The organism is Anaerosporobacter mobilis DSM 15930, assembly GCF_900142955.1.
Lineage (GTDB): Bacteria > Bacillota > Clostridia > Lachnospirales > Lachnospiraceae > Anaerosporobacter > Anaerosporobacter mobilis.
Window position 1 is genome coordinate 123,024 of record NZ_FRCP01000007.1, and the last position, 13,711, is coordinate 136,734.

The 13,711-nt window shown below is 34.1% G+C and carries 13 protein-coding genes; all 13 read right to left on the reverse strand.

Features of this window, described 5'->3' with window-relative positions; genetic code table 11:
* Positions 1-30: 30 nt before the first annotated feature.
* Positions 31-402, reverse strand: a complete 372-nt coding sequence (locus tag BUB90_RS05520) for a zinc ribbon domain-containing protein (RefSeq protein WP_073284270.1) — start codon at positions 400-402, stop codon at positions 31-33.
* Positions 403-551: 149 nt separating this feature from the next.
* Complete coding sequence (locus BUB90_RS05525; RefSeq protein ID WP_073284273.1) at positions 552-914, reverse strand: DUF3783 domain-containing protein; 363 nt, start codon at positions 912-914, stop codon at positions 552-554.
* Positions 915-1,078: 164 nt separating this feature from the next.
* Positions 1,079-1,366 carry a DUF503 domain-containing protein gene (locus BUB90_RS05530; RefSeq protein WP_073284277.1) on the reverse strand — a complete coding sequence of 96 codons (288 nt, stop codon included), beginning with the start codon at positions 1,364-1,366 and terminating at the stop codon, positions 1,079-1,081.
* Positions 1,367-1,647: 281 nt separating this feature from the next.
* The gene (locus tag BUB90_RS05535) at positions 1,648-1,935 is read right to left on the reverse strand and encodes a DUF2325 domain-containing protein (RefSeq protein ID WP_073284280.1); all 288 of its coding nucleotides are present in this window, start codon (positions 1,933-1,935) and stop codon (positions 1,648-1,650) included.
* 42 nt (positions 1,936-1,977) lie between these two features.
* A complete protein-coding gene (locus BUB90_RS05540; protein ID WP_073284283.1) occupies positions 1,978-2,421 on the reverse strand; it encodes a flavodoxin in 444 nt (147 codons plus the stop codon).
* Between the two features lie 63 nt (positions 2,422-2,484).
* Positions 2,485-3,087 carry a DUF3793 family protein gene (locus BUB90_RS05545; RefSeq protein ID WP_073284285.1) on the reverse strand — a complete coding sequence of 201 codons (603 nt, stop codon included), beginning with the start codon at positions 3,085-3,087 and terminating at the stop codon, positions 2,485-2,487.
* A gap of 251 nt (positions 3,088-3,338) precedes the next feature.
* Entirely contained in the window at positions 3,339-4,724 is a 1,386-nt protein-coding gene (locus tag BUB90_RS05550) for an MATE family efflux transporter (RefSeq protein WP_073284288.1), read from the reverse strand.
* Positions 4,725-4,842: 118 nt separating this feature from the next.
* The gene (locus BUB90_RS05555) at positions 4,843-5,646 is read right to left on the reverse strand and encodes a M48 family metallopeptidase (protein ID WP_139241704.1); all 804 of its coding nucleotides are present in this window, start codon (positions 5,644-5,646) and stop codon (positions 4,843-4,845) included.
* Positions 5,647-5,979: 333 nt separating this feature from the next.
* Positions 5,980-6,372, reverse strand: coding sequence for a DUF2500 domain-containing protein (locus BUB90_RS05560; protein ID WP_073284292.1), 393 nt, complete (start codon positions 6,370-6,372; stop codon positions 5,980-5,982).
* Between the two features lie 73 nt (positions 6,373-6,445).
* A complete protein-coding gene (locus tag BUB90_RS05565) occupies positions 6,446-7,267 on the reverse strand; it encodes an undecaprenyl-diphosphate phosphatase (RefSeq protein ID WP_073284295.1) in 822 nt (273 codons plus the stop codon).
* Positions 7,268-7,621: 354 nt separating this feature from the next.
* Positions 7,622-8,419: an FHIPEP family type III secretion protein gene (locus BUB90_RS05570; protein ID WP_073284298.1), complete on the reverse strand. Its 798-nt coding sequence runs from the start codon at positions 8,417-8,419 to the stop codon at positions 7,622-7,624.
* Between the two features lie 249 nt (positions 8,420-8,668).
* Complete coding sequence (gene mutL, locus BUB90_RS05575) at positions 8,669-10,837, reverse strand: DNA mismatch repair endonuclease MutL (protein WP_073284301.1); 2,169 nt, start codon at positions 10,835-10,837, stop codon at positions 8,669-8,671.
* 18 nt (positions 10,838-10,855) lie between these two features.
* Positions 10,856-13,624 carry a DNA mismatch repair protein MutS gene (gene mutS, locus BUB90_RS05580; RefSeq protein WP_073284304.1) on the reverse strand — a complete coding sequence of 923 codons (2,769 nt, stop codon included), beginning with the start codon at positions 13,622-13,624 and terminating at the stop codon, positions 10,856-10,858.
* Between the last annotated feature and the right edge of the window lie 87 nt (positions 13,625-13,711).

A 13,711-nucleotide genomic window follows, 5' to 3' on the forward strand; every position in this document is an offset into this window, starting at 1 on the left:
TCCTCAAAACCTTCATGTGCGAAGTTTGAGTTATAATTTTTTACCACACTTAGGGCAATATTCATAGTCAGCTTCTGTACTGGTAAAACCACAATAATTACAATGTTTTATTTGATTTTCTTGTTGATGTGCAAAGCGAATCTTATCGAAGTTAATTTCTGTTACTGTTCCTTGTTCAATTGCTTTACCTAATTCTTTATCAATCTCTGTGGTAGCTCCACAACAACGCATTCGTATGTAATACCTCTTATTCCACTTAAACAACGGAATAAAGAAAAACATAAAATATGTATACGTCATGAACACATCCGCATGACCGTATTTGCCACAACATTTGCATACAATTAATTGATCAAAAACTAGTCTTTTTTCTTTTTGGCTAATTCCAAATATCAAAAACATGATTACCTCCCAGGGCTAACTTCTTATATATTAATAAAACATAACTAAGCGTAAAAATCAATAAAATTATGTAACAAAATAAAAAGACCTAGCATTAGTTATTATAATAATGCCGAGCCTTTTTTCAACCATCTTAAAAATATTAGTAATTATTTTCTATTCTCATAAGCCTTTCGTTCCATCTCCATCTCTTCATACATATGGAACACATCCCATGTTCGGTTCACCGCTGTCATGACTGCTTTATAAGTCATAGGAATTTTAGCTGCTCTCATCTTCTGCAACATGGTATTAAAGTGACTCTCTGTAAAATCACAGAAAACCATAAGGCTTCCTTCTGGTGCTTCTCCTTCATATACAATATCTTCTTCCTCTTTATCGTAACCTGCAAGTTTACCTAATGTCTGTTTAAACTGGGATACCTCTACTTCAACAACTTTAATATGCATAGGTGTAGCTATTTTTCTAATATTTGTGGCTTCTTTTGATTGGAATAACAAAATCTTTTCCATATATTCATTCCTCCTATACGACTGTTTCTCTCATATTTCTTTTCATATCAAAACAGTTGAAAGCACTAATCTGCCTTCAACTGTTATTGTTTAGTTTAATTACATTATATACTACTGCGCGCTATACGTCCACAGTTAAGAAAACTAACATAATTTATTAACTACTAAAATACTGCTTTATCTTTCACAACATCGATAATCTCAGCATCTGTGTTTTTTTCAACATAGAGAAGAATCTCTTCCATACGTTCTTCTAAGTGCCTTTCATCTAAAGTCATACCAACGACTCCTATAACAACAATCTGATGGATATCTTGTTCGGCTATCTCTCCTACTGATACATTAAAATGGTTTCTTATCTTCTTAACAATACTTTGTACTATCATTCTCTTTTCTTTTAATGAGTGTACCCAAATAGCTCGTAATTTTATTTCTAACGCAAATACCTTCATAGTAATGCCTACTCCTTTCGTTGCTTAAAGATCCTCATATAGTAATATACTCAAACTTCTCACATAAAAAACATTACTTAGAGTAGATAATTGCTATATTCATAAGAAAAACTATCTGAGCACGTCAGCACTTGATTGAGCAACGCGAAATCTTAGTACTGCTACGTGTGAAGCTAAGCGAGAGCGGGTATTTCGTTGAATATAGCAGTTAGCTACTCTTCAAAATCTTCAAGTGCGAAGTTTGAGTAATATACCAGTTGGATTAAAACAATTCCAGTAAATTACGCCATACTAACATGTGATTCAAGGATTTCACCTAATGCATTACCGCTACTAGAATGGCATCTTACAACATTCGCGTTGTTTTTCTCTGCTTCTGCCACAGCACATTTCACCATCTTATGGGATACTGTATTGGTAAACAATACAATTAAATCTGGCTTACCAATCTGTTCTCTTAAATTGCTTGTCATCTGTGTGAACACTTTAGCTTTGCAATTGTATGTTTTACATATTTTCTTATATTGACAGACCATCCGGTCATGTCCTCCAATTATAACAATACTCATATAATTCACCTCCTTAGTTACGATCAAGTTCCTTTACTTTCCTTATATTGATGCTAATTTTTTACCAAGGTTTCTGCAAGCTTCTAAAACTGTATCATCAGGTGTATCTTGGCATATGATACCTTCTTCATCTACGATAGTTGCACCTGCATTCCTCATACGATCTTCCCAGTCACGCATCCACTGACCATCGCCCCATCCATAAGAACCGAATAAAGCAATTTGTTTACCAGCAGCATATTTCTCCACTTGTGATACGAAAGGTTCCATCTCACACTCTTCTAATACCTCATCTCCCATAGCAGGACAACCAAGAGCAAATACACTAGCATCTTTTAATTCTTCTATATCCATATTAGATACTTCTACTACTTCAGCTTCCTTACCATATTCTTGACTAGCATTCGTTATACCTTCTCCTATTGCTTCTGCCATAGCCTCTGTATTTCCTGTTTGTGACCAATATACAACTGTTATTTTATTCATACTTATTCTCCTTTTAAATGATTATTATTAGTCATTTGTAATATTCTTTGTAATGCAATATTATTAATTGTAGCTTCCATAGTGCATCGTAAGAATATTCTGAATGCTTACCCCGCTTGTTAACATTCTTACAACATTCTCTCTTGCCTGATTAAACATATAGAATATATTCCTAGTTTCTTGCACATTCCCATATACTTTCCAATACCCTGTATATAAGAAATTCTTACCTTTGTTCTCTATAAATCCAACAACATCCTCTGGTGGATAGCCTAACAAAATCCCAAGTTCGTGAGGAAATTCCGCTCCTTCTTCTTTATACTTTGTATAACGACTTCTTAGTTCAACTAACACAGAATATAACTTAGGATTAGAATAACCGAACGAAAGCATTACTTCCTTAACCTCTTTGTTTCTAAGATATTCCTCTACTCGACTTTTATTGTATAGTAAGAAAGTTGTTTTCTCTTCTGATTTCCAGATTATCGATATAGAAATCGGTGATCTTTTGAAAATCTCATATACCATTCTTACATATTCATTGGATACAATAAATAAATTCGATATCTTTAAACCGGTTAAAACGGGAGAACAATGTATTGCTAATTGTGTCTTAATATCATCTTGATTTAAACTATATATCATCTGAAGTGCTTCTTTACTCATAGTATTCATACTCCTTCCAACATATTGAGTATTGTTAGTTATATCGAGGTTAGTTGCTTCTAACTTATTTATATCATATCTAACTGTTACTTGAAAATCAATAGTTTTACTGAGTTTAATTATCAATAAGTCGATAAATAAAAAAAGTTGTAAGACAACCATACTAGTATGTTTGTCTTACAACTCTTTTTATATTCATATCCATTTAACCCTTAGTTACGCTTAATCACACATTAATATAATTCAGCAACTTATGATTTATTCTCAATTACCTGTAGCTTCTTCATATTTCTAAATTCAGCTAAAACCATAATAATAGTAATGATAGCAGCCAAAACATCTGCAATTGGACCAGAATACAAAATACCATCAATACCCATAAACAATGGCATAGCAATAATCAACGGTAATAAAAATAAAATCTGTCTTGTTAAGGATAAGAAAATACCTTTGTAAGGTTTTCCAATTGAAGTAAAGAAGGTTGACGTAATTGGTTGAAGGAAATTCAGACAAGTAAAGAGAAGGAATACTCTAAAATAACTAATTCCGAATTCATAATAACGCGCGTCACCTTTACCGAATAACGTTATAATCTGTCTTGGTGCTAATTGAAACAACAGGAAGAAAATTATAGCTATGATCCCACCAACAATTGCAGCTAATCGATAGGTCTCCTTTACCCGCTTATATTTTCCTGCTCCATAACAATATCCTTCAATTGGTTGCGTACCTTGGGCAATGCCAATAATAAAGGAGAAGAATACCATATTTATTTTTGATATAATACCTACACAGGCAAGCGGAATAGCTTCACCATATTCCGACAACGCACCATAATACTTCAAGGACTTATTAAGTACAATCTGAACTACCATCATTGCAATTTGATTAAAGAAAGATGCTGTACCTAACGAGATAATGCGTCTTGAATATTCCCATTTTAGCTTCAATTGATGCGTAGTAAGTTCAACCGTTTTATAACGTCTCATGTAATTAATTACAAGGAATCCTGAAAATATCTGTCCTATAATTGTTGCATAAGCTGCACCTGCCATCCCCATATCAAAACCGAATACAAAGACAGCATCCAGTATCGTATTAATAATTGCTCCTGAAAGATTACAAATCATTGCCATCTTAGGATTACCGTCTGCACGAATTAGATGCCCTCCACCTGCCGTTAAGATTAAGAATGGGAAACCAAAGGAAGTGATTCTTACATATGTCTTAGCATATTCGAGTACATCATCTGGAGAACCGAAGAATTTTAACATCGGCGTTAGAAATATCTGAGTAACTAACATTAATATAATACCGCTTCCTAATAGCAATACTATACTATTTCCCACATAATGTGCTGCTTTATCGGATTCATTTCTGCCCATTGCTAGATTAAAACTAGATGCTCCACCAATACCAAACAGCAAAGCTAAAGCAACGCAGGATGTTGATAAAGGAAATGCTATATTAGTAGCAGCATTTCCTATCGTTCCCACTGCTTGACCAATGAATAACTGGTCAATAATATTATACAGTGCACTTACTAACATAGCCACTATACTTGGTACTGCAAATTTAACCATTAATTTCCCTATTGGTTCTTCACCCAAGGGATTTTTTGCTACATTTTTGTCCATACATCCTCCGTCTACGTCTCTCCATAAAACTTTTATTTTAGTTGATCCATTAATCAAAATCAAATCAAAATTAGTACTATCAACTATAGTAAATAAAACAAAATCTTCCTATCATAAACTATTCTTTAATAAATAATTCATAGGAAATCCCTTGTTCTTTTAGCCATATTATTCTTTGCTTATATTCCGGACAAAACTTTGAAACAATCTCCCAAAATCTTTTTGAATGATTCATCTCCATTCTATGAGCAAGTTCGTGGATTACTACATATTCGAGAATCTTACTAGGCATCATTATTAGATGCCAGTTAAAGTTCAGATTTCCTGCACTACTACAACTTCCCCATCTGCTCTTTTGACTTCTAATAGAAATTCTCCCATACGTAACTCCCATTGACTTGGCATATTGTTCTACCTTCATAGTAATGATATTCCTAGCATTTTTCTTATACCAAGCTTCCAGACATTCTATTAAGAAATTTGGATCAGTTAATGGAGTCTCTATATTAAGTACCTCTTCAAACCCTTGCAAATGTTGTACATATTCTTTTATTGATATATTCGCTGCTTGTCTAGTAGGATTAAAAACTACATGTAAGCGAAATGTTTGATCTAAGTAAGGCAGTATCGCACCTTCTCTAACTTCAATCCCTTTTCTTTCACGAAGTACTTGCTTTTTGTACGCGTCGTAAATCCAATCTCCTTTGTTTTCTAACAATCGTATTACATCAGCTTTTGTTGCCCTTATAGGTATCTTAACAGTAACCTTACCGCCAACTGCAATCATGATGGATAGAGATTTTCTCTTAGAACGAACGATTTCATATGGTATCTCTAAATCAGAATAGGAGATACTATTATCTCTCACTTCAAAACAACACCTACTGTTTTTACTATTTTCTTTGCTATATTCCTTTGCCATAATAATTTCCTCAATATGCTTGATTTTCTCTCATACATCCATTCTTAGTCGCGCTTTATTTGGTCTATTTCCTTGATTTATTATAGCCTGCTATAATTCTTTAGCATGTTATCTATGGACTCTTAATATAATTTAATAAGAAATTCAAAAGTAGTTGCATCAACTTTCGCTTACTACCATATACATTTCTTCTTCCAAACAATAGAAAGCTTGTATATTGAGCTTTCTATTGTTTATTAACCGCAAGGTATTGTTTTTTCCAATATTTCATTCCATAAACAAATGCTAACAATAGGTATCGTATACCACTGTTAGCATTTCAATTCAATCTATTTAATATCTAACAAAGCCTTGATATCTGGTACCTTGGAAAGTAAGTTTTCCTTGATCACCCTCCACCAAAATACCATATTCATCTCCAGCTACCTCGAACTCCAAGCGATCACCACTTTCAACTTCAAAGGTTACATAGTAATCTGTCGATGTCGAACTAGTATGCATACCGTTATCATTATTCATACTAGAAGAACTATGCCTTACATTAATACGCTTTGCTACAATTTTAGTATCTACTGTTAATACTGGAGAGTTATTGTTTGTATTCCATTGCTTTACGCCTTTTACTATTGCTACAATAAACAAACCAAGAATCAGAGCAAACACTATGAAAAAAATCACGATAAATCCATTGAAAAACAAATCATTTCCTGTATTAGCGAATTGCATTCTCATTCCCTCCTATTTCTTTGATACTAGGTAATATCTATACTCTTGTCCGTGGATAAAGGATATCTGTCAGCTATTTAATCAGTCCAAAGAATAGTAATACTAGAATACCTAATACAATACGATACCAACCAAATATTTTGAAATCATGTTTCTTAATATAGCTCATTAAGAATTTTATTACGATTACAGATACAACAAACGCAACAATCATACCAGTTAATAAAATAATTACTTCCATTCCTGTTGCTGGTAGACCATATTTAACTAACTTCAATAAACTAGCACCAAACATAACAGGTACTGCTAAGAAGAAAGTAAACTCTGCAGCAACACTTCTTGATACACCGATTAAGATAGCACCTAAGATTGTAGCTCCAGAACGGCTCGTTCCAGGGAATACTGCAGCAATTAATTGAAATAAACCAATGATAATAGCCGCATTAAAGGTGATTTCTGTTAACGAATTAATATGTGGTTTTCTCTTGTGATTATAATTTTCAATAATAATAAACGCAATACCAAACACGATTAATGCCAATGCGATTACTTGATAATTGTAGAATAAATCTTCAATAACATCATCAAATAAAATTCCAATTATAGCTGCTGGAAGACACGCAACAATAATCTTAATCCACATCATAAAGGTATCTTGTTTAATATAGTATTTTTCTTTCTTGGAGAACGGCCATAACTGATTCCAAAACAAAACAACTACAGCTAATATAGCTCCCAATTGGATAACAACTTCAAACATACTGAAGAATTCATCTCTTACATTAAGATTTACAAATTCATTCAACAGAATCAGATGTCCTGTACTGCTAATTGGAAGCCACTCAGTGATTCCCTCCACAACACCAAAGAGTATGGCCTTCAAAAATTCAATCATACGTAACGATTCTCCTCTCAAACTTAGTAATTTTCATACATATTCACACTTGAAATGTACACAGTCTACAATTATTTATGTACCATCAGTGTAATCGACTTAACTATTATACTTTATGGATGATATTAGTGCAATTGGAAATGTCTTATCTTAATTAAAAATTAAGAGTACTGGAGTAAAGACTTACCCCAGTACTTAGACTCCAATATAATTCTATGCACTACATTCTTAAAATAGTCGTATTAATGTGAAATATAAAAGGGTAATCATAGTATGTACTGACAAGAATTAAATTCCAACTCATTACTACGCTTATAATCTATTAGGCATTTTCTCTTAGCCGTATTCTCTTAGTTATATTCTCTTAGCTATATCTATACCTATTTTTTCTACCGTTAATCCTACCATAATCCCTTCTTCAATCCATTCTATAATCTTAATAAGATTTCGGATGGACTTACCTTGTTTTATAATTACAACTAGTATTTGTTGAACCATCGAATAGGATACCTTGTCCGGTATTAGATTCTGAATTACAGCAGGATATTGAAAAGCTATATTGTCAAGAAGATTCTTAACAATCTGCTTATTAATAATGCAATCATATTGTTCGATAGCAACCCTCTTTACTACTTCATATACCTCCTTGAACGTAAATTCATCTAAACATTCTACTTTACAATCCAATGCTACTTTGTCATAGATACATATCTGGTATTGATTAGCTTCCAACTCTGTGTTGTCTTTCATCCTTACAACTGGCAGTAGATATCCGTATTCTTTTGCCAGTTCTTCACGGATCTTTTGGATTCCATTAAAATGTTTCTCGTTTTCTAATAGCATATGAGGAATGAATGCCTCACCTGCTTGAAATAGAATTGGATCAGACAAGATAATGGACATTACTTTATCACTGTCAATTCTCTTTCCGCTTTCTGTGATCATTGCCTTCTCAAGTAATAGTTGATCTAAGCTAATATGTAAAAACTCAGCAATTGCACAAGTAATCTCCAAATCCGGATAACCAATTCCTCTTTCCCATTTTGATACTGCCTGTGGGGTAACCCCTAATTTGCTTGCCAAATCATCTTGTGTCATTTTTGCTGCTTGCCTATAATGAACTAAGTTATTACAAAATTGTTGATTACTCATCTTATCTTCTCCTTTTCACATATGCGAAACACTTCTCCATGTCGACATTACAAAGAGTATCACAATTAACTATATAGAATCTATAAGTACTGATTAAATCAGCATATTATAAGAATACATAATACTAACCCATTTGTAAAACAACAAAACGTTTACTTGTAAATAAATAAAGACAATAGAAAGTGTCCTATTCGGACTTTCTATTGTCTTAAATCAATTTCCATTAAAATCTGCAGTTACATCATTCATCTACACGATACGCTTGAATTTCTTCTCGATCTCATACTTACTCATAGAGATTATTGTTGGTCTACCATGTGGACAATGGTATGGGTTTTCAAGAAGTAATAACTGATCAATCAACGCATTGGCTTCTTCAACTGATAATCTATTATTACCTTTCACTGCAGCTTTACAAGACATAGACGCAGCTTTTTCTAAGATAGACTCTACTAGATTCGTATGGCTTTCTTCCACCAACGAATCAATTAACTCAATCAAGTAATCCTTTTCTGCAATTCCTAAAAGGTTATTAGGTATTGCTCGGACAGAGTATTCTTTTCCACCAAAATGTTCAATTTCAAAACCAATCTCTTGTAATATGGGCATCTGTTTTTTCAATGCCTCTTCTTCACGCATTGACAAAGACAAAATAATCGGCGGCTGTAACATCTGTGAGGCAATCTCTTTATTCTTGTAGGAAGCCAAAAGCTTTTCGTATAAGACCTTCTCATGAGCCGCATGTTGATCAATCATGAACATCTTATCTTCATATTCAACAATCCAATAAGTATTGAATAATTGCCCAATAATCCGATGTTTGCTCCTAGCTTCCTCAGAAATCATCTTCTCTTCAAACAAGCTTATCTGTTCTGCTTTTTTCTCAGCTAGTTGTTCCATCTCATATTCTGAATTGTTGTCTAGGTTTTCTGTTCCAAACTCTATGTCATGCTTGTCTGTATTATTATCATTACTCCTATTACTTGTAACCTGATAATCTGGTGTTTCACGAAGTGCAGATTTAAGATTCTCTGCTATTGCCTCATGTGGATGTTTAATGATGGTATCAAATTTACCGATCTCCGTTGCTTTAACAAGAGCTGTTTTACCAATCTCTACTTTTGTAGAATAATCAGTCGGATTTATCAATCTATTCTCTACTCTTGTAGTATACTCTGATGATTTACTGTCTACTTTTGTAGAATATTCATTTATTCGCCCAGAATTATTATCTTTTAGTCTAGAATTATCATGTATTAAAGCTGATTCATCATCTATTGTCCTTGAACTTTCAATAATTGGGTCCTTTTTATCTTTTATGAAACTTGGTTTCATTTCTTGCAAACGCTTCTTTTCAAATGGTTCTGGCACATTTTCAATTCGTTTTGCTTTTTCTTTTTCTTCTACTAAGGTAACAGCCGGTATTAATTCTTTTCCCGCTAGTATGTCCTTTATGGAATGATACACCATTCCGTATACTTCATCGTTATTACGGAATCGAATTTCCATCTTTGTCGGATGTACATTCACATCAATGAATTCTCCTGGTATTGTTAGGTGGATTGCAGTAAATGGATAACGATGAGACATAGTATACGATTTGTATGCTTCTTCAATTGCCTTCGTAATAATACCACTCTTTACATAACGTCCATTGATATAATAATTTTCATAATTCCTGTTACCACGGGATATAATTGGCTTCCCTATATATCCATAAACGTCTACATTCTCACTCGACCCGTTCACTTCTACTACATTAGACGCAATCTCACGGCCATAGATATTATAAACAATATCTTTTAGATTACCATTTCCCGAAGTGTGAAGTTTCACTTGATTGTTACTCATGAATTTGAATGAAATATTAGGGTGAGAAACGGCTATTCTTTCAATAATATCTCCAATATAGGAAGCTTCCGTTGTAGCACTTTTTAAGAACTTACGTCTTGCTGGTGTATTATAGAATAGATTACGAATTAAAAATGTGGTACCCTCGGGACACCCAATCTCCTCCATCGTCTTTTCTACGCCACCTTCGATTACATATCGAATTCCTGTTAATTCACCAGGTGTTTTCGTAACAAGTTCTACTTGTGCTATAGCTGCTATGCTTGATAATGCTTCCCCACGAAAACCGAGACTTGATACATGTAACAAGTCAAGAGCTGAACGAATCTTACTCGTAGAATGTCTAAGGAATGCAACTTTGATATCATCTCTTGCAATTCCACCGCCGTTATCTGTGATTCGTATGAAGCTAATTCCACCTTCTTTGATCTCTACGGTAATGGCATTTGCTTTGGCATCTATGGCATTCTCAATTAATTCCTTAACAACAGCTGCAGGTCGTTCAATAACTTCCCCTGCAGCGATTTGATTAATGGTATTTTGGTCTAATAACTCAATTTTAGCCATTGTTACTCACCACTCTTCCTATCCTTTGATCTGTTTTTGTAACTGATATAACATATTCATCGCATCCATTGGTGTCATATTCGCTACATCTAAGTTTCTAATTTCTTCAATTACTTGATTCGTTGAATCTACGGTAAAGAAAGATATCTGTCCATCGATGTCCTTCTTTGACTTTTTACTTATCATTGTTTTTTCAGAATCATTTGCAGCAACTGATTGACGATTTTCTTGTTGTATAGCTTCTTGTTGTATAATTTTTTCCTTATCAGAAGCTTCGTAACTATTCGATTTATTTTCATGTATTGATGCAACGTGACACTCTTTATCTAGAAGAGAATCCGACATTTGCTTCACCTTATAAGTAATATCATTGTTACTTAATTCATCAACGATTTCTCTAGCACGACTAAGTACAGCATCGGGAACTCCAGCTAATTTGGCTACTTGTATACCATAACTCTTATCCGCTCCACCTTTAACAATCTTACGGAGGAATACTATGTCTTCGCCTTGCTCTTTCACAGCGATGCAATAGTTATTCACACCACTTAATTTACCTTCTAACTCAGTAAGTTCATGATAGTGTGTTGCAAACAACGTCTTGGCACCAAGTAACTTCTTATTACTGATATGTTCGATTACTGCCCAGGCAATACTCAAACCATCAAAGGTACTTGTTCCTCGACCAATTTCATCTAGGATTAATAAACTATTCTTCGTCGCATTTCTAAGAATATTAGCAACCTCTGTCATCTCAACCATGAATGTACTTTGGCCAGATGCTAAATCATCAGAAGCTCCAACTCTCGTAAAGATACGGTCAACAATACCAATCTTAGCATACTCAGCAGGTACATAACTTCCTACTTGCGCCATTAAGACTATTAGTGCGGTCTGTCTCATGTACGTTGATTTACCTGCCATATTCGGTCCTGTTATAATGGATACGCGGTTATCATCATTATCTAAGAACGTATCATTCGCAACGAATAAATCATTGGTAATCATCTTCTCAACCACAGGATGACGTCCGTTTTTAATATCAATCATACCACTTTGATTCATCTCAGGCTTTACAAAATTGTTACGTTCAGCTACAAAGGCAAGTGAAGCAAATACATCAATCTTAGCAACTGCTTTTGCTGTTGTCTGTATACGCTTTACCTGTTCCGCTATTTGATCACGAACTTCACTGAATAAGTTGTATTCTAAGGTAAACAATTTATCCTCTGCTCCAAGAATCATATCCTCTAACTCTTTTAATTCTGGAGTAATATATCTTTCCGCATTAGCGAGCGTTTGTTTTCTTGTCCAATTTTCAGGTACCATATTTTGATAGGAATTCGTTACTTCAAGATAATAGCCAAATACTTTATTAAACTTTATCTTAAGATTCTTAATCCCCGTCTGCTCCCTTTCCTTTGCCTCTAGATCAGCTAACCATGACTTGCCATCCGTTTTGGCATGTCTAAGTCGATCCACTTCCTCATTATAGCCCTCTTTAATGATACCACCTTCTTTCACTGATATCGGTGGTTCTTCCTCAATGGAATCTGTAATAAGAGAACAGATATCTTCTAGTGTATCTAATTCAGAATCTATCTCCTTTAATAAAGCACAAGTAAAATCAGATAAAAGGTATTTGATAGAAGGTAACATAGATAGGGATGCCCGAAAGGCAATCAAATCTCTTGGATTCGCACTCTTATAACTTACTTTACTAATTAGACGCTCTAAATCATAGATTGGATTTAAGTACTCTCTTAACTCTTCTCTGGTGATTGTTGATTGATTAATCTCCTCAACACAATCCAGTCTTTCCTTAATTAAGTCCATGTCAATTAAAGGTTGCTCCACATAATTACGAAGTAATCTGGCACCCATAGCTGTCTTAGTTTTATCTAGAACCCATAATAAGGAACCTCGTTTTTGTTTCTCTCGTAACGTCTCCGTTAACTCAAGATTTCTTCTTGTTGAACTATCTAGAAGCATATATTTACTTGTGATATATGGTTGTATATGTGTAAGATGTGATAGTGAGTTCTTCTGCGTCTCATATAGATACTTCAAAACAGCTCCAGCGGCTATTATACCATATTCATAATCCCGTAATCCCAGTCCATCTAAGGAAGATACTGCAAAATGTTCTTTTAAGCCATTCTTACACATCTCATCATCGAAATACCAAGACTCTTGTGACGAAACAACAATCTTAAGACGTTCTCTTAAATCTACAATATCAACACCGGAAATTAAAAATGTGTCATTACAGATAATCTCAGTTGGCAGAAACTTAATCACTTCGTCAAGAAGTTTCTTCTTTGAATCAACTTCTGTTACATAGTAATCTCCTGTTGTAATATCTACAAAGGAAACACCGATTCCACTTTCTGAATAATATATACCACATAGATAATTATTCTTTGTCTCATCAAGTGCCTGTGTATTCAAGTTCGTACCAGGTGTCACGATACGAATAACATCACGTTTCACAATTCCTTTCGCAAGCTTTGGATCTTCTACTTGCTCGCATATGGCAACTTTATAACCGCGACTAATCATCTTACTTAGATAACCTTCTACGGCATGATAAGGAACGCCACACATCGGTGCGCGCTCCTCTTGACCACAATTCTTTCCTGTTAATGTAATCTCTAGCTCTTTCGCACAGATAGTTGCATCTTCAAAGAACATCTCATAGAAGTCTCCCAAGCGATAGAACAGAATACAATCTTTATATTGATTCTTTATCTCCATATATTGTTGCATCATTGGAGTTAATTGCATATTATCAACCTTCCTTTTTCCCTTGTGTCTCAATGTTCATCAAGCATACCTAATCGAATAATGAATATGAACATTTACTTATCCCCG